Raw genomic sequence first — 17,240 nt, 5'->3', positions numbered from 1 at the left:
AGGGGAACCGATGTTGTCCCCACGGTTCGAGGACCAAAGTCCCGCAGCGGCGAGGCCGCTTGCCTCTGCCACCGCGAATCCGTTCGCGCACATACTGAATCCGTCGGTTACCGCCAGTCGGAACATCGCACCAGGGGTCTGCGGACGTATCGTGTCGAGCGACGTCGATCGACGAGCGAGCCAATCGGTTCGGTCCCTGCGCCCCGCCCCGCGACCGCGCGTCGCGCGGAGGCGCCGACGATCGCACGGCGATCCCGGATCGCTCACGCGTATCGTCCGCCACCCGGATGTGGATGCCACGGTACCGACCCGCCACGGCGGCCTACCGGGTACGGCTACCCCGAATCCGTGCCCGGTGGGCCGTCGGCCCAGGATCGATCTCATCCATCACAGATCGATCTCATCCATCACAGGCGACGACCATCCCGAGGTCGCCGTCGTACCGCCGATACAGCAGGCGGCCGCGCCCGTCGTGCGCATCGGTGAAGAACAGGAACGGCAGCCCGTAACCACACAGCCGGGCCACCGCGTGCGGCTCGGTGAGAACGCCCGTGGGATGCGGGTTCACGGTGAGCCGCAACAGCTTCGCCTGTTTCGGCGCATTCATCCGCCGCTGCCGGACCAATCGCACACCCAGCGGCCCCGACCAGTACACCATCGCGTCCTCACCCGCCATCGCGTCGGTGAACAGGCAGGCGTCGAAGTCCATCTCCTCCATCAAGGCGATGGCATCGGCGATGTCGCGGGGCAGCGGGTAGCCGGCCTTACGCCGCACGATGGGCCGGTCGGCCGTGACCAGCGCCAACGGAGCCCGACTGGGGTCGGGCCAGTTCCGCGGGCCCTCGGCGGTCGTGATCCGGTGTATGTGGCGGTCCAACCGCTCCGCGGCGAAGGTCAAGGCGAAGCCGGTGGGGCCGCTGATCTGTGTCCGGATCGGTGTGCGGGCAGTATCGAGATTCACCTGCACGACGAGTTCGTCGTTCGCCGCCCGTGACCGGGTCAGCCGCACCCGCGCGTCGGCGTCGAGATCGTGCCGGCGCAGCACTCGCTCGATCAGCCACTCCGCTCGAGCCGTCATGGCCGCCGGGACCGCGCCGCATGTGATCACCTCGGTCCGGGCCCGGGAAGTTCGCAGTCCCTCGCACGTACTCACGTTCGCTACCCCGTTCTTCCTCGTGACTCGCAGTGGGCGCACCAATAGCACCACTGCATGAATGGCGTCGACAGAGCCGAAAGTCCCGCCATGGCCCGAATCGACGCCCGAGCGCTGTTGCGCTCGATCGGTGCATCACCGGCGCAACCGACACGCGGCGGTCTTGTCAATGACGCTGAATACCGCCTCCGGCACGACCTGGCTCCGTGCACAATGGCGGCCATGCCACGTGAGCCGGGCGCCCGCGGCGGCCATGATCCCTGGGCCGACGCGCCCTCTCAGTTGCGTTTGCGGGCGTTGCTGGGTGAAGTGCAGGAGCGAATCGGCCAGCTCGCCGGCATGCAGAGTCGAATGGACCGGCTGCTGGAGGCCATGCTGGTGATCTCGGCGGGCTTGGACCTCGACGACACACTCCGCTCGATCGTGCATACAGCCATCGAACTGGTCGATGCCCGGTATGGCGCGCTCGGCGTCCGTGAGACACGCGAGCTGGGCAACAATCTCGCCGAATTCGTCTACGAGGGCATCGACGATCGCACCCGCGAGCTGATCGGCGAGCTGCCGCACGGTGAGGGGGTGCTCGGGCTGCTCATCGCGCAGCCGAAACCGCTTCGCTTGAGCGACCTTTCGGTTCATGCGGCATCGGTCGGCTTCCCGGCGAATCATCCGCCGATGAAGACCTTTCTCGGTGTTCCGGTGAAGGTGCGCGACGAGGTATTCGGCAATCTCTACCTGACCGAGAAGACCGACGGCCGGGAGTTCACCGAGGACGACGAACTCGTGGTCCGCGCTCTGGCGGCGGCCGCGGGCATCGCGATCGAGAACGCTCGGCTCTACCAAGATGCACGAATTCGCCAGCGCTGGCTGGAATCCACCCGCGACGCGGCGACCGAACTGCTGGGTTGCGGAGAACCCTCGGAGATCCTCAGCCTCGTCGCCCAGCGCGCGCTCACACTCACCCGAGCGGCGTGCGCGTTCATCGCGCTCCCGGAGGACCCGGATGTACCGGACGACGACGTGCGCGAGCTGATCGTTGCGGCCGGCTCCGGCCACAATGCGGAGTCCTTTCTGTCGCAGCGCATCCCGCTCGACGGTTCGCACATCGGCCGGGTGTTCCGGACCGGTTGCGTAGCGACGGCCGAGAGGCTGGCCTATCGCCCGATGCGACATGCCCTGTCCTGCTTCGGCCCGGTGCTGCTGCTGCCACTGCGCGCCCGCAATTCGGTGATCGGCGTGCTCGCGGTGCTCCGCCCGCCCGATGCGGCCGACTTCGACGAATCCGCGCTCGCGATGATGGCCGTCTTCGCCGATCAGGCCGCGATGGCTTGGCAACTGGCCGACAATCAGCGGCGAATGCGGGAACTCGACGTGCTCACCGACCGCGAACGCATCGCCCGCGACCTGCACGACCAGGTGATTCAGCGACTCTTCGCCACCGGCATGGACTTGCAGGGCACTCTCCAGCGCGCCCGCTCCGCGCCCATCCGGGACCGGCTCACCCGCACGATCGACGATCTCCAGGCCATCGTCAACGACATCCGCCAGACGATCTTCAACCTGCACGACACGAGACCGGGGGCGCCGACGTTTCACACCCGCCTGCACGACGTCGTCGCCGACATGACCACCGAGACCGCCCTGCACACCACGATCCACCTTTCCGGCCCGATCTCCGTCCTGCCCGACGCGCTCGCCGAGACCGTGGAAGTCGTTCTGCGTGAAGCACTCAGCAATGTGGTGCGCCATGCCTCCGCCCGCACCGTCACCGTCGGCCTCACCGTCGCCGACGAGGTCACCCTCGAGGTCGCCGACGACGGGGTCGGCCTCGACACCTCCGTCCGCCGCCGCAGCGGACTGGCCAACCTGGCCGTCCGGGCCCGCGAGTGCGGCGGCCACTTCGATGCCACCGGGAATGTCCGCGGCGGAACCACCTTGCGCTGGTCGGCCCCGCTCCCCGCGGAGGGCTAGACGATGCGCCCTCAGCTGCCGGTGGGCCGGGTTCGCGGCCACGTCGTTCTCGTGCTGTGGATCGTGGCCGTCGCCGTCGCGTACTTCACCTCCGCGCAAGTCGGGTTGCGGATGGCGCTGGTCGAGCACCAGGTGACACCGTTCTGGCCGCCGACCGGAATCGCTCTCGCGTGCCTGCTGTTACGGGGCCCGCGGGTATGGCCGGGTATCACCCTCGGCGCGTTCGCGGTCAACCTCGTTCTCGGGCCGCAGCTTCCGGCCATCCTGGTGATCGCGGCCGGGAATACGGCGGCCCCGCTCGTGGCGTATCTCTTGCTCCGACGGGTCGGATTTCGCCGTGGATTCGACCGGATCACCGATGTGCTGGCATTGGTGTTCCTCGGCGCGCTCACCGGAATGCTGGTCAGTGCAACAGTCGGCAGCACGACCTTGCTGGTCGCGGGTGCGCTGTCACCGGACCACTGGTTGCCGACCTGGTTCGTCTGGTGGACCGGCGACGCGATGGGCGTGCTCACGGTCGCACCGCTCATCCTGCTCCTTGGTTCGGGCGCGAAACCCCGGACGCTGGGGCCATGGCGGATCGCCGAGGCTATCGCTCTGTTCGCGGGCACGCTCGCGGTCGTGCTCGCCGCGACCGCCGTGGCCGCGAACATGCTGTTCCTCGCTTTTCCCTTCCTCATCTGGGCCGGACTGCGCTTCCACCTGGCCGGCACCGTACCGTGCGCCCTGATTTCCTCCACGGTCGCCTCCTACGCGGCCTCCAGAAATCTCCCCGCGTTCGCCGACCTCGACCTCACCACGAAAATGGTTGTGCTGCAGGCATTCAACGGTTCGGTTGCCCTCACAGCCCTGCTCCACGCGACCCTCACGGCACAGCGCGACCACGCCCGCCGCGCGGTCGACGATGCGTGCATCCAGCTCACCCGAGCCGTGACCACGCTGCAACAAGGCCATCCCCTGGAAGGCATGACCGATCTCCTGCATCGGCTCCCACCGCTGAAGCCGCCCCGAGCCGACTGAGCGGATCCCCACTGGCCGAGGACTTTCGACTCTCCCGGACGGGGAACAGCGATCGGACACTGAATCGGCAGCGTCAGCGCGGTCAGCGCCGACCGGGGGCGCCTTTCCGATACCGAATGCTCGGTAGTCACAATGGAAGGTACGGAGATGACCACTCCGCAATCCAATGAAGCAATCTTCTTCACACAGCGCGATTTTCAGGGTGATTCTTTTCCCTACAGCACGAACGACGGCGTAGTGGAAGTCCCCGGGCAACTCAATGACAGATTCCTCTCCGTCCGAGTGGGCGCGACCGCCAAAGTAATGGCCTGGCAGCACTACGGCTTCGGTGGCGCCTACGCTGAATGGGACACCGATCAGCCCGATATCAGCGCCATCCATGGCCTGTCGGTCTTCACTGTCACGTACCGCAGCACCCGGTTCATCGCCGCCCGCTTCGTGAACGCGACGCGCCCCGACCGCACCTACGCGATGAAGGTGAACACCGCCGGCGCCGACCCGGGACTCAGCGAGCGATGGCTCGCCCAGAACGACCCCGACTTCCTGCCCATCGCCCTCGCCTTCGAGGACGGCCGCTCGGTCACCACCGCACTCTATGTGCGTGACCAGGAAACCTACATCTACAACCCCACCGGTTCCTGCTACTTCCGCTGGAACCCCACCACCAGTGAAGTCGAACTGGATCCCGGTGCCGCCTTCCCGCCCGGTATGAGCCATAAACAGGCCAGCGCAAGCGAATTCATCTTCGAGCTCTGAATCGCGAAGCTGTCCGAGGTGTCCTCCCCTCACCAGCGGAGGTTATCCGTGGCGAGGGCTGGAGCCTATCCGGGCGCGAACCGCCCCGCGATTCATCGGCATTCACTGCGGGGCGAGGCGGTGCACGACGATGCCGGATTTGAAGACGGTCGTCCCGAGCAATTGGAGATGGGTGAGTTCGGCGTAGCCGTCGAACAGCCGATCGCCGGCGCCTGCGATGGCCGGGAAGACCCAGAAGTGGTATTCGTCGACCAGTTTGGCCTCGAGCAGTGTGTGTGACAGCGAGCCGGTGCCGAACTTGAGGATGTCACCACCGTCCTGCGCCTTGACGGCGCGCACGGCGTCGACGATATTCCCCTGCAGGACAGTGGCATTCCATGTCGTGTCCCGCTGTGCGAGGGTGCGGGACGCGACGTACTTGGGCATGGCGTTGATGCGAGCCGTATAGGGATCTTCAGCGGGGCGCGTGGGCCACACCTGCGCGAATCCCTCGTAGGTGTCGCGGCCGAGCAAGAGCGCATCGGCGGCGAACAGCAGCCGGGTCCCGTACTCGCTGTGCTCGTCATCCCAGTACGGCGTACCCCACTGATGTGGCTCGCCGACAACTCCGTCGGTGGTGACGAAGGTGGATTCGATGATCTTGCGCATGGACAGCCTTTCGAGCCTGTTCGGATGTTCACTCAGCATCGCCGGCCCAAAGACCGCCCAGCAAGCGGTGTTTCGGCAATGCAGCGTTGAGCGACACTGGACGCTGACCGCGCACTCGTGCGTCACTGCGAGACAGCTGAACTCGGTGCTCTGCCGCCTTTGGTCTGAGGGGTTCGGCGAAGGCCCGTCGAGATGCCATGGGGTGTGCGCTATTTCGCGAGGTGCGGCACGGGCGCATCCGGTGCTGTGCGGGCGTGGTTGCTGAGGCCGCGCAGCGCTTCCAGGGCGCAGAGGTGCCCAGAGTTGTTGAGATTCCGTGCGGCGAGATGGTTTCCGTGTCGATCAAGGCTGTGGCGAACCCGCATGAGCTTCCTCCCGCAGCGACTATTCGTTCATGCTACATTCGATCGTATCGAATGTGAACGGTTATTTTTCGATCGTAGGAGGAGTCGTGTGGGCTATCAGCCCGGACAGCGCGGGGCTGTTGCATCGGTCTTGCCATGGATGAGGTCTTCGAGCGGGATGTCGTCGTGGTCGGCGCCGGCCTGTCCGGCTTGGTGGCCGCACGTCGGCTGTGGCAGAACGGGATTCGTCGGATAGCGGTGTTCGAGGCGGCGAACCGGGTGGGCGGGCGTGTGCTGAATCAGCGCGTCGACGCCGAAACCGTCGTCGAAGGCGGCGGGCAGTGGGTGGGTCCTGGCCAGGATCGAGTGCTGGCGTTGGGGCGCGAGCTCGGCGTTCCGACATTCGCCAGCTATGACCGCGGGCGTTCGGTGCTGATTCTCGGCGGCAAGCGGCGCACCTACCGATTCGGTGTGCCGTATCCGTTTCCGCTGATCGGGCTGGACCTGGCCGGGGCGCTGATGCGCTTGGAGTCGATGTCTCGCCGAATCGATCTCGATCGCCCGTGGGTCGCCGACGGCGCCGCCGAACTCGACGGCCGCACCCTCGACGAGTTCCTGCGCCGACAGCTGCGCACCACCGGCGCCCGTCATCTGCTCGACGTGATCAGTGGATTGACCTTCGGCGGCAACCCCGCGGACATCTCACTTCTCTCGGTTCTGATCCGCATCCGATCGGCGGGAGGGCTCGACCGGCTACTCGACATGACCGGCGGCGCACAGGAACTGCGCTTCGCCGGCGGATCGCAACTGCTCGCCGCGCGGATGGCCGCTGACCTCGGCGACACCGTCGAACTCGCGCGCCCGGTGACCCGTATCGATGCCACCGCGGAGGGCGCGGCCGTCTACTCCGGCGAGCGGGTGGTGACAACCCGGTACGTGATCGTTGCGTTGAGCCCTGCGGACCGTCGCTCGATCGCGTTCCGGCCATCTCTGCCATATGGACTCGCCGAAGCGACCGCCGGTATCGGCGCTCACGCCGGGATGAAGGCGCACGCCGTCTATCCGCGGCCGTTCTGGCGCGCCGCGGGCCTCAGCGGCCAGGCTCTCGGCGACCTGGGCCCGGCGCCGGTGACGGTCGACAATTCGCCACCGGATGCCCGCCTCGGCATCCTCACCGCCTTTGTCGCCGACGGCACCGGCCGGAACGCCGCGACGCCGGACCGACTCTCCGACCCGGAAACTCGCCGCAGTGCGGTAATCGACTGCTTGACAAGCTATTTCGGACCCGAAGCGCAACGCCCGCTCGACTACATCGAACGGGATTGGCGTGCGGAGCAGTTCACTGCCGGCTGCATGCCCACCGTGCCGCCGGGTCTGATCACCCGCATCGGACCCACCCTCGCAGACCGGCACGGCCCGATCCTCTTCGCCGGGGCCGAACAATCCCGCATCTGGAACGGATACATGGACGGCGCCGTCCGCGCCGGCGAAGACGCGGCCCATCACATCTGCCAAGCCGAATCGCGCTATCCCTCCAGGAGGTGCCCATGACGAGCGAGCCGCGCACATTGATGATTCTCGTGGCGGGGCCGTACCGGTCCGGTACCGGCGACGACCCGTCGAAGATCGCCGCAAACCTTCATGCGATGAACCGGGCCGCGCTGGCGCTGTTCCGAGCCGGGCACCTGCCTGTCACCGGTGAGGCCCTGGCCCTGCCGCTGCTCGAGATCGCGGGGAGCATTCATCTCGGAGACACCGTTTTCGAGGAGATCTTCCATCCGATCGCCGAGCAACTGCTGACCCGATGCGACGCGGTCCTGCGCATCGGCGGGGCTTCGATGGGGGCCGATGAGATGGTCGCTCGAGCCCGAGCACAGGGCAAGGACGTCTACGGCGGCCTCGGCGAGGTCCCGCCGGCTCACGGAACGCCCATGGCCGCGAAAGCCGGCCGAATCCAATGATGTCGTACTGATCGGAGAGTGTTGTGCGGGTGCTTGTTCTGGGGGGAGCGGCGGCCGGCGAAGCGGCGGTGTCGACCGCAGCGGGCTTGCCCGGTGTCGCTGAGATCGTGATCGCGGATCCTGACCTCGGTACAGCCGAACGTGTGGCCGATCGAATCGCCGACCGCCGGCGGTCCATCCGTGCGCACGGGGTGGAGCTCACCGATCGGGACCACCTGCTCGGTGCGCTGCGGGCGGCGGACGTTGTGCTCGATACTGTTGGGCCGTATCGCGAATGCGGTCTCACCGTCCTGCGGGTCGCGATCGAGACCGGGACCCACTACCTCGATGCCTGCGACGAGTGGGAACCGACTCTGCGCAGGGGCGAACTCGAGGTCGAAGCGCGGGCGGGCGGTGTGTGCGCGATCGCCGGGATGGGTGCGAGTCTGGGGATCGGCACTCTGCTCGCGTTGACCGCGGCGCGTGAGCTGGGTTGCGTGCGCGACGTTTTCGTGGCCTCCACCGGTACCCACGCATTGCGGACGGGGCGGATCGGCGGGACGGTCTTATCGCGTCGGGACGGCCGGTTGGTGACTTCTTCGATGCGTGGCGTCCAGGCATCCCCGGCTTCGGTCGTCTTCGGGTCATCGACAACGTCGCCGCCGTTCTTCGGCGTCGCCACCGGGGCGAACCCGGAGCGTGCAGAGGTGGTGCTGGCACGGCTGTCCGTACCGCTCGAGGACTCCCTGCTGACGATCGACACGGCGACGGCCACCGGAATATCACTGGCGCTGGGTCTCTATCAGCTACTCGACGATGCCGTTCGGCGGCCCGGCGTGCACCTTGCCAGTGCGATCATCGATCCGGAGCTCTTCTTCCGGGATCTCGAACGTGTGCTCCGGCTGGTGACGACCTGCGCCTCGACCCGTATCGAGAGAGATTGCGGCGCCCGGATCCGCCGGCACTGAGCGCGCTCGCTCCGGTCGGCCGCGAGCATCACGACGGGGCGTGAACGATTGTCCGCGAATCGATCGTAGGATGACCGAAAGAAATGCTGATCCGGCTGCGATCGATCCGAAGGGGTGAGTGTGGGCGCCGAGCGGGACGCTGCCGTCGAGATTCCGACGCGCACGCTCGTGGAGAGCATGATCCGCGAGGACTCCACGATCGACGCTGGCGAGTTGTACGCGGTGGCGAATACGCTCGGGATGAGTGATCAGCAGGTGCGGCTGTGTATCAAGCGGTTGGTGGCCGAGGGGCAGTTCACGCAGGAGGGGCGCGGCCGCCGGGCCGTGCTGTACGCGTCCGACCGTACGCGCGCGGCCATCGCACCCGATCTGGAGTTCATCCGCTACATGTTCGCGCAGGATCGCGGGGCGGCGCCGTGGGATGGGGTGTGGCATCTGGTGGCCTTCGCGGTGCCCGAAACGGCGCGATCCGCGCGGGACGCCATGCGCGACAGCATCGTTCACCTGGGTGGTGCGGCGGTTCAGGGCGGCCTCTACGTCTGCGCGAATGCCTGGGAGGAGCGGATCGCCGCCGCGGCCGCCGAACACGGTGTCGGTGAATACATCTCGACCATGACGACGCGGGATCTGCGGGTCGGCGGACTCGACTCGCCGCACGCCCTCGCCGCGCAGTTGTGGCCACTGGACCGGCTCGCGGTCGGGCATATGCGACTGCACGCGGTTGCCGAAAGCCGGTTGCGTGCACTGCGAACCGGCGCGCTCACCGGTACCGAACTCTTGACGATCGAGATCGAGATAGCCGCGGAGTTCACCCGGGCGATGGATCCGGATCCGCTGCTGCCGCCGGAGCTGCTGCCGCGGCCGTGGATCGGCGCGCAGGCGCGCGCGGTCGTGGCGGAATGCTGGGCAGAACTCGAGAAATTCGAGGTGCTCGCATCCCCGCGGCTCTTCCGGGTGTATTCCGAGGCCGTGCGGGAGGCCATCAACGGGTCGGCTCCTGCCGTGGGTTCGCGCACCCGGTAGTCGCCGCGACATCACGCCGCAGGACCTGGTCCCAGCGGTGAATTCACCTACGCCTCAACGTATTCGAATCTCGGTGTGAACGTGCCGACCCCTTGCGGGGAGTCGTCGCTTCCTTTCGCGGTGCTTCCGTGCCGAATCTCGTGTCTACTAGAACTATCGTGCTAGAGTGGATCGTATACGAAACGATAGTTATGTAGGCGATAGGATATGAGAGCTCTGGTGTTGGGCGGGCCGGGATGGGCGCCAGCCCCGGGCTCGTGCCACCGGAATCCCCTTGGCGCTGGCCATGTCCCAGGTCATCGACGGCACCGCCCGAACCCCGGGCGTCCACCCGCCCGAGGCGGTCCTCGACATCGACCGCTTCTTCACCGACCTCGGCCGTCACCTCGGATACCACAACCACTCATGCGTGGAGATCGAACAAGAACCGCCCGCCATCCAGGCGACCCGCTGATCGAAGGAACATCATGCAACCGACACCCGTGCGCACCGGTATCGCCGCCGCCGTGCTCGCCACAACAGTCTGTCTCGCACCGCTTCTCGCTCCCGGCACCGCCACCGCCGCACCCGCCGGCCACACCGGTGAACTCCGCGCCGAACGCCCCCCGCGCGACCCCGAGACCACCGACGGCGGCTCCGGCAACCCGCCGCCGAAGTGGACCCGCAAGCCGCGACCCGGCGGCAACGGCTGGACAGTCTGCCCACCCCGCGCCGCTTGGTGCCGCCGGTAACCCTACCCGGTCCGGTCCGGAACCACTCCGCATCACCTCCGAGCCGCGATCTCACGAAGTGGTTCAACGACTCCCGCGCCCGACCGACCACCGGTCGATCGCGGGTCCGGTCGCCGGGCAGGTGCCCCCTCATCACCTCGCTCGGCGATCTCCCACGGCAAGATCTAGGAGTTGATGACCGTCCTGACGCGATTGCCGACGCAGGAAATGGTGGCGTTCCCGTCGGTGTGCGGACCACGCCCCAATGACACAGTGGTGCGTTTGCCCTTGTCGTCGATCGTCGTGAGGAACAGCTCACCGCTGCGGCAGCTGTAGATCTTGCCTTCGCCGGTGAGTCGCTCGGCCTGGTCGGTCCGGTCATCAGTGTTCATATCGATCCTTCTTCGGAAGCGGGAAATGCAGTTCCCATGCTCCGGCCGAGCAAGTTCACCGACATCGGCTGAACGACCTATTCCATTCGGCTGGAAACGGATTCGATGGACCACCCTTCGCCTGTCGTGGGACAGCCGCCCGCGAGTGGTCCTGCGCGCGAACCTGTTCCAGACTTGCGGCGCGAGCCGATCGCGGTGGCACCAGCCGACTGCACCTGCCTCGATCGTTGGGTGGTGACCGGTGATGATGGCGAGCGATCGTCGGGTGCCGGAGTGGTCGTGGCCGGAGATCTCGAGCTGGCGGCGGCGCAGTTGTGCTTGCACCGGGATGAGCTATGGCGAATGGTTGGCCGCAGATGGTATCGCCGCAGTGCTGCGGGAACTGCGGTGAGCGAGACACAGACGGTCGCCACTCGATTCATGTCGGCTGTGCGGCGGGCGGAGACCGACCCATGGGCCCACGCGGGGCGGGTCTGTTGAGCAGGGTGTCTGCGCAGCTGCTTCCGGTGGGGCGCGCGGCGATACGCGTGAGCGATCCGGGATCGCCGTGCGATCGTCGGCGCCTCCGCGCGACGCACGGCCGCGGGACGGGGCGCAGGGACGTGACCGCGCCGCTGGGGAATATTACCTGCAATTGCCCGAAATGTCTTGCACGGCAATGCTATTTGCTAGCGTGTGCGCCGGTGGAAGGTAGTTTGATTGCGGTTGTCGCTGATCTCGGTTCGCCGGAGAACAGCAGGGACGTCCTGGCGAAGGCGATCGTGGCGGTGACCGGTCGAGCGCCGGTGATGCTCGACGCCCGACTGTTCATGTGTGGCGGGCGAGGAGATGCCGGACTCGACGAAGCCGGCGTGTGGCTCGCGGCCGACGGAGTCGTGATGCGCCCGGATGCGGTGGTGGTCTACGAGATCGATCCTGCCGACCGGCACAGGTTGGAGGATTTTCTCGAGCTGCTGGGGCGCGGCCGTGTGCGGGCATGGGGTGCCGAGCGGGATGGGTGGCGCAACGCTACCGACAAGGGGCGAATGGTGGAATGCTTTGCACGCGAGGGGATTCCGCACGCCGAGACAGTCACCTTGCGTGATCCGTCCCCGGGCGAGGCGTTGGAGGCGTATCGCCGCCTGGGCGGTGATGTCTGGGCGCGCCCGGTGACCGGTTTGGGTGGGCGCGGGGTCTTCCATCTGCGGACCGAGAGCGCGGTCCTCGAGGCTGCGGCCTATTACTCCGCGCGAGGGCAGAGGTGGCAGCTGTGCCGGGATGCGAAGAATCTCGACAGCCGAGGGGATCGGCATCAATTCCGTGTCGTCGTCCATGGTGAGCGAGTGCTGCGGGTGTGCGAGCACATTCAGCGCGATCATGACCGTCCCTGTAACGAGGCGCAGGGTGCGGTGTCGACGGTGCTGCCGGTAAACGCACTCGAGGGCAGGTACCTCGAGATGGCCATTGCCGCGAGTCGTGCGGTCGGGTTGTCCTTCGGCGGTGTGGATCTGGTCGTCGAGAACGGCGGTATGGTCATAGAGGTCAATGTTCACCCCGTGCTGGATGTGCCCGGCGGACTGAACAGTGTCGCGATACCCCTGGTTCGCGCCGTTCTCGCCGATCTCGGCTGCATCGATGTACCGCCACAGCCGCTGCCACGATAGGTCCGGCGACGGTTGCGGATGGACGAGAGGCGGTCTCGATCACGGGATAGAACTTTTCGGGGGTGGCGGGCAGTTCCATGCGTGTCAGGGTCAGCGACAGGTCACCGACGGTGGCGTGGCGGTAGGTCATGGTCTGGGTCGGTGGGGCGGCGACGTCGTGGCTGGCCCACAGGCGCGTGAATTCCGGACTCGCGGTGGCGAGTGCGCGGATCAGGTCGGTCCAGGCCGGGTCGTCGAGGTGGTTGGCGAAGTCGGCGCGGAAGGAGGCGACCATGTGGGGCAGGCCGGCGGCGCGGTTGACGAAGCAGCGACGGTCCGCGGGGGTGGTGAACAGTTTCCACAGGACGTTGCGGGAGCTGTCGGGGGCGGTGAGCCGGGGCCACAGTGCGGCCGCGGATTTATTGCAGCCCAGCAGGTCCCAGCGGGTGTTGATCGCCGCGGCCGGGTACTCGGTGATGGCGTCGAGGATGTGGGCGCCGACATTGATGGGGCGTCCCTGTTCGAGCCAGGTGTACCAGGTGACCGAGACCCCGGCGAGCCCGGCGACCTCTTCGCGTCGCAATCCTGGTGTGCGTCGCCGTAATCCGGGCGCGATGCCGACCTGAGTGGGGGAGAGGCGGTCGCGACGGCTGCGCAGGAGCGCGGCCAGTTCGGTGCGGCGGGGGGAGGGGGCGGTCACGTCCCTCATCGGCCATCCCGCGATGCGTCTGCCAGGTGCTGCTGGCACCAGTGTCATCAGTGTCTTGGTACCGGTGTCGCGGCAGCGGCAGGCTGGCTCTCCGACACCGATCCCGATGAATCCCGGAGGACCCGACCTGTGAGTGCCGCTCCGTTCACGATGCGCTTCACCGTTCGCAGCTATGAGCTCGACACCAACCATCACGTGGCCAGCACGGTCTACCTGCAATACACCGAGCAGTCCCGCTTCGCCTGCGGTCAGGCCGCGGGGCTGTCGCCCGACCGTCTGCTGGCCGACGGTCTCGGGCCGGTCAACCTCGAAACCACGCTGCGCTTCCACGCGGAACTGCGCGGTGAGGACGAGGTCGACGTGTCCTGCGCGTTCGTGTGGGGATCGGGCAAAACCCATCGCGTCGAGCATGTTCTGCGCAAGCCCGACGGAACCCTCGTCGCCGAGGTGACCAGCGTCAGCGGCCTGCTCGACATGCGAACCCGGCGCCTGGTCGCGGACCCGGCGAAGGAGCTGCGCGCCCGCGCCGCCGACCCCGCCCTCCTCGGCCTGGCCTGAACGAGATGAAATACCGCCTGGGACTGATAGATCACGGCTTCGTGCCGCGCAAACTCACCGTGAGCTACGTGGCCGTCTGCACTGGCGATATCGACATGGCGCTGCTGCGTGCGGCATTCGCGCTGCTGTGCCGGAAGTATCCGATGCTGCGCGGCACGATAGAACTCACCGGCGGCGACTGCTGGCTCCATATCCCCGACGATGACTCCAGCGCCGCGGTCGTCGAGATCGTCGAGGACGGAATCGGGGATTGGCTCGCTCGTGCGGTCACGCCGCTCGACCCCGCCCACAGCCTGGCGAAACTGACGATTGTGTCCGAGGGGGAGCGGACCGCGGTCGCGCTACACGTCTGCCACGCGATCAATGACGCCGCAATGGGATTCGCGCTGCTCGAGTATTTCTGGCACACCGCCGCGGCCCTGTCCGAGGGGGCGGCGTTCCCGGAACCGATCCCGGTCCATCCGCGCGGCCTCGAACACGCCTACCGCGCCCGGGCCATGGTCCTGCCCGACCTCGCCGTTCCGGCCGCGGGTCCGGTGCACAGCATCGCGCCCGTCGACCGCGGCGAGGGCACGGGTTTCCGTCCCGTGCCGACGCAGCGAATCACCTTGTCGCAGAGGGAGACCGACGCGCTGCTGGGTCACGCGCGGGCTTGCGGGACGACCTTGCACGCCCTGCTCGGTGCCGCGATCGTGCGCGCCGAACGCACGATTCTCGCCGAATCGGCCGATGACGCAGCCGAACTGCCGATGATCATGTTCCACCTCGTCGACCTGCGTCCGCACCTGCATCCGCCGGCTCGCCCGGACGAGGTCACCAATGCCCTGGGCTTCGCGCCCACCATCATCGTGTGCGCGCCGGGCTCGGAGCCGGGGGTGCTCGCGAAGGCGGCCAAGTCTCAGATCATCGCGCGTATCGAAGGCGGGTCCGCGCTCGCGGTCATGTTGGCCGCGGCGGCGCTCGCGGCGCAGGGCCGACCACGCAGCGGCGCCGGGAACTTCATCACCAACTGGGGGGTGGTTCCCGACCTCGCCGTGCCGGAGGGTATGGAGATGGTCGACTTCCGGGGCTTCGGCACCTCGGAACCGGTGACCTGGGTCGGCTACTTCGTGTCCACCTTCGCCGGGCGGCTGAGCATCGAATTGGCCTTCTCCCCGCGCTTCCACCGCCCCGCGCGGATCGCCGAGCTCCGCGAGGTCATCGTCGCCAACCTGGCAGAACTGACCGCTCTCGCCTTGCGCTGACGCAACCGCCGACGATCCGAGTTGGCGAAACCTCAGAGTTACGTTACAGTTACTCACTGTAACGAAAGTGAGTGGTTCTCCCGCCTGGCAGGCGGGGCGAAATCACGAATCCCGTTGAGAAGGAGAAGAAATCATGAGCAAGCACACCGGTCGCGCCGCCACCGCCATCGCCTCGATCGAGGCGGCCCTGCACTCCCTGGTCCCCGGCGCACATGCCCGCGACCGCGACGACGAGGGGCAGCCGAAGCCGACGGTGGTGCTGGTCCACGGCGCGTTCGCCGACGCTTCGGGGTGGGCCGCGGTCTCGGCGCGCCTGCACCGGCGCGGCTTCCCCGTGATCGCGGTGCCCAACCCGCTGCGTGGCCTGGCCTACGACACCGTCTACCTGCAGGGTCTGCTCGCCGGTATCGAGGGCCCGAAGATCCTGGTCGGCCACTCCTACGCCGGAGCCGTCATCACCAACGCGGCCGCCGCCGTCGCCGATGTGAAAGCCCTTGTGTACGTAGCGGCTTTCATCCCCGACGAGGGTGAGGCATTGGGCGGGCTGCTCGAGGCGCACGCGGATGCGTCGGTGCCGCCGCTGCCGCAACAGGTCTTCCAGTACACCCGTCCCGACGGCGCCACCGGCACCGAAGTGTGGCTCGATCAGGCTCGGTTCGCCACCGCCTTCGCCGCCGACGTCGACGCCTCCACCGCCGCATTCCTGGCGATCTCCCAGCGCCCCGTCGCCGCCGACGCCTTCGGCGAGCCCGCCACCGCGGCCGCCTGGAAGACCCTCCCGTCCTGGGCGCTCATCGCCACCAAGGACCACGCCATCGCACCGAGCCTGGAGCGCTTCATGGCCGAACGCGCCGGCGCGCACATCAGCGAGGTCGATTCCTCGCACGCGGTCATGATCAGCCACCCCGACACGGTCGCCGACGTGATCGAGCAGGCCCACCGGGGCACCCGCTGACCCGAGCACGCCGCCGTAGCCGAGATCGCCGCCGCCGAAGGCCTGGTGATGCGGTTGGACCGGGCCCTGGCGTTAACACCTTCGACGCGCATCGCCTCATCTGGCCGGCCGGGCGCGACGGCGGACCGGCCGCTCGAGCCGCAAGGGACGAAGCGGCCGTACCGCCTGAGCACGATAAGGCAAGGGTTACAGTCCGATTGTGTAACGCAATATCGAATGGGGAGGCCATGACACCGCCGCGCGCCGAATCCACCGAGCACCCGCAGGCTGGCAAGTCCGGACCCCGCGGCGGCCGTCCCCGCGATCCGGCCGTGGACGAGGCAATCATCCTCGCCACTCGGCGCCGCCTGGTCACCGACGGCTACACCCGCATGGCGCTGGGCGATATCGCCGCCGATGCCGGGGTCACCCGCCCCACCCTCTACCGGCGCTGGCCCGGCAAGCTCGAGCTCGTCATCGATGCCCTCGACTACGGATTCCGCGCCCAGACCGCGGCCACGCCGGAGTTCCCGTTCGACGACCTCACACCCCGGCAAGCCTTCACCGAGGCCATCCGCCGCGTCGACCCCTGCTACGACAACCCCGACGCCATCGTCCTGCAGGGCGGCTTCATCAGCGAAGCCGACCGCGTCCCCGAACTGCTCGCCCACGTCGTCGAACGCGCCGTCGAACCCCGCGTCTCCCGAGTCGAACACGTCCTGCGCCACCTGATCGACCGCGGCGCCGTCCGCTCCGGCATCGACACCCGCACCATTGCCACCATGGTCTTCGGCGCCTACTTCGGCGCGTTCCTGCGCGGCGACGATGCCGCCACCCGCAGCGGCCTCGCCGACAAGATGACCGCCACCCTCTGGCCGGCACTCGCCACCGACATCCACCACTGACCGATCCACGCCGCCGCCCCGAACCGGCCCGCTCTCCGCCTCACCCCAGTTCGTGGGTGTACTCGACCAGCGCGACGTCGATTCACCCTTGGGCAGAGCGGGTTGGGGTTGGCGGTCTCGAGCCAGGATCCGAGGTCTGGCAGTCGGTTGACGCGGCCGGTGCTCGAAGGGCGATCGGCGGTGAGGCGCAATGACATGCGGGCCCCACGCATGTTCTGATCAGCCACCGGGCTGCCTCGTGTTGCCGGGGGCCGCGAATCGGTTGTTACAGACGGTGGTTCGGGGTACGTCGCTGAAATGGGTGCAGTACGGCAACCTTCGCGACACCGCGGCGACGCATGTGGGA

General features: G+C 67.6%; 17 protein-coding genes and 1 pseudogene. 14 read left to right on the top strand and 4 right to left on the bottom strand.

Features of this window, described 5'->3' with window-relative positions; translation table 11 throughout:
- Positions 1–400 precede the first annotated feature (400 nt).
- A complete protein-coding gene (locus tag ACFVIV_RS10230; RefSeq protein WP_379194599.1) occupies positions 401–1,078 on the bottom strand; it encodes a hypothetical protein in 678 nt (225 codons plus the stop codon).
- Between the two features lie 288 nt (positions 1,079–1,366).
- Between ACFVIV_RS10230 and ACFVIV_RS10225 the strand changes: the two genes are divergently transcribed.
- From ACFVIV_RS10225 to ACFVIV_RS10215, 3 genes are all read left to right on the top strand, one after another.
- Positions 1,367–3,121 carry a GAF domain-containing protein gene (locus tag ACFVIV_RS10225; RefSeq protein ID WP_379194961.1) on the top strand — a complete coding sequence of 585 codons (1,755 nt, stop codon included), beginning with the start codon at positions 1,367–1,369 and terminating at the stop codon, positions 3,119–3,121.
- A 3-nt stretch (positions 3,122–3,124) separates the two neighbouring features.
- Positions 3,125–4,141: an MASE1 domain-containing protein gene (locus tag ACFVIV_RS10220; RefSeq protein WP_379194597.1), complete on the top strand. Its 1,017-nt coding sequence runs from the start codon at positions 3,125–3,127 to the stop codon at positions 4,139–4,141.
- 147 nt (positions 4,142–4,288) lie between these two features.
- Positions 4,289–4,897: a beta/gamma crystallin domain-containing protein gene (locus tag ACFVIV_RS10215; protein WP_379194595.1), complete on the top strand. Its 609-nt coding sequence runs from the start codon at positions 4,289–4,291 to the stop codon at positions 4,895–4,897.
- A gap of 102 nt (positions 4,898–4,999) precedes the next feature.
- Here the strand turns inward: ACFVIV_RS10215 and ACFVIV_RS10210 are convergent, their stop codons facing one another.
- Positions 5,000–5,545 carry a dihydrofolate reductase family protein gene (locus ACFVIV_RS10210; protein WP_379194594.1) on the bottom strand — a complete coding sequence of 182 codons (546 nt, stop codon included), beginning with the start codon at positions 5,543–5,545 and terminating at the stop codon, positions 5,000–5,002.
- Between the two features lie 500 nt (positions 5,546–6,045).
- On the opposite strand from ACFVIV_RS10210, the gene ACFVIV_RS10205 reads away from it, so the two are divergent.
- The 6 genes from ACFVIV_RS10205 (at position 6,046) to ACFVIV_RS10180 (ending at position 10,551) form a co-directional block, all read left to right on the top strand.
- The gene (locus tag ACFVIV_RS10205) at positions 6,046–7,440 is read left to right on the top strand and encodes a flavin monoamine oxidase family protein (protein WP_379194592.1); all 1,395 of its coding nucleotides are present in this window, start codon (positions 6,046–6,048) and stop codon (positions 7,438–7,440) included.
- Positions 7,437–7,850 carry a hypothetical protein gene (locus ACFVIV_RS10200; RefSeq protein WP_379194590.1) on the top strand — a complete coding sequence of 138 codons (414 nt, stop codon included), beginning with the start codon at positions 7,437–7,439 and terminating at the stop codon, positions 7,848–7,850. The genes ACFVIV_RS10205 and ACFVIV_RS10200 overlap by 4 nt, the downstream gene beginning before the upstream one ends.
- 23 nt (positions 7,851–7,873) lie before the next feature.
- On the top strand, positions 7,874–8,797 hold the full coding sequence (locus tag ACFVIV_RS10195; RefSeq protein WP_379194588.1) for a saccharopine dehydrogenase NADP-binding domain-containing protein: 924 nt from the start codon (positions 7,874–7,876) through the stop codon (positions 8,795–8,797).
- A gap of 177 nt (positions 8,798–8,974) precedes the next feature.
- Entirely contained in the window at positions 8,975–9,820 is an 846-nt protein-coding gene (locus tag ACFVIV_RS10190; protein ID WP_379194959.1) for a PaaX family transcriptional regulator C-terminal domain-containing protein, read from the top strand.
- Positions 9,821–10,106: 286 nt separating this feature from the next.
- The gene (locus ACFVIV_RS10185; protein WP_379194586.1) at positions 10,107–10,274 is read left to right on the top strand and encodes a hypothetical protein; all 168 of its coding nucleotides are present in this window, start codon (positions 10,107–10,109) and stop codon (positions 10,272–10,274) included.
- Positions 10,275–10,287: 13 nt separating this feature from the next.
- A complete protein-coding gene (locus tag ACFVIV_RS10180; protein WP_379194584.1) occupies positions 10,288–10,551 on the top strand; it encodes a hypothetical protein in 264 nt (87 codons plus the stop codon).
- Positions 10,552–10,715: 164 nt separating this feature from the next.
- On the opposite strand, the gene ACFVIV_RS10175 is transcribed toward ACFVIV_RS10180, so the two are convergent.
- A complete protein-coding gene (locus ACFVIV_RS10175; protein WP_379194582.1) occupies positions 10,716–10,922 on the bottom strand; it encodes a hypothetical protein in 207 nt (68 codons plus the stop codon).
- 335 nt (positions 10,923–11,257) lie between these two features.
- On the opposite strand from ACFVIV_RS10175, the pseudogene ACFVIV_RS10170 reads away from it, so the two are divergent.
- Positions 11,258–12,403: pseudogene (locus ACFVIV_RS10170) on the top strand (RimK family alpha-L-glutamate ligase); the annotation flags it as partial.
- Between the two features lie 40 nt (positions 12,404–12,443).
- Here ACFVIV_RS10170 and ACFVIV_RS10165 read toward each other — a convergent pair.
- The gene (locus ACFVIV_RS10165) at positions 12,444–13,253 is read right to left on the bottom strand and encodes a helix-turn-helix transcriptional regulator (RefSeq protein ID WP_379194580.1); all 810 of its coding nucleotides are present in this window, start codon (positions 13,251–13,253) and stop codon (positions 12,444–12,446) included.
- Positions 13,254–13,382: 129 nt separating this feature from the next.
- On the opposite strand from ACFVIV_RS10165, the gene ACFVIV_RS10160 reads away from it, so the two are divergent.
- From ACFVIV_RS10160 to ACFVIV_RS10145, 4 genes are all read left to right on the top strand, one after another.
- On the top strand, positions 13,383–13,811 hold the full coding sequence (locus tag ACFVIV_RS10160; RefSeq protein ID WP_379194578.1) for an acyl-CoA thioesterase: 429 nt from the start codon (positions 13,383–13,385) through the stop codon (positions 13,809–13,811).
- A gap of 5 nt (positions 13,812–13,816) precedes the next feature.
- Positions 13,817–15,055, top strand: a complete 1,239-nt coding sequence (locus ACFVIV_RS10155; protein ID WP_379194576.1) for a hypothetical protein — start codon at positions 13,817–13,819, stop codon at positions 15,053–15,055.
- Positions 15,056–15,188: 133 nt separating this feature from the next.
- A complete protein-coding gene (locus ACFVIV_RS10150; RefSeq protein WP_379194574.1) occupies positions 15,189–16,010 on the top strand; it encodes an alpha/beta hydrolase in 822 nt (273 codons plus the stop codon).
- 227 nt (positions 16,011–16,237) lie between these two features.
- Positions 16,238–16,894 (top strand): TetR/AcrR family transcriptional regulator, encoded by a 657-nt coding sequence (locus tag ACFVIV_RS10145; protein WP_379194572.1) that lies wholly within the window; start codon positions 16,238–16,240, stop codon positions 16,892–16,894.
- Positions 16,895–17,240 lie beyond the last annotated feature (346 nt).

The organism is Nocardia sp. NPDC127526, assembly GCF_042672265.1.
Taxonomy (GTDB): Bacteria; Actinomycetota; Actinomycetes; order Mycobacteriales; family Mycobacteriaceae; genus Nocardia.
Note: the sequence above shows the minus strand (reverse complement) of the source record. Positions and strands in the feature narration are given on the sequence as shown.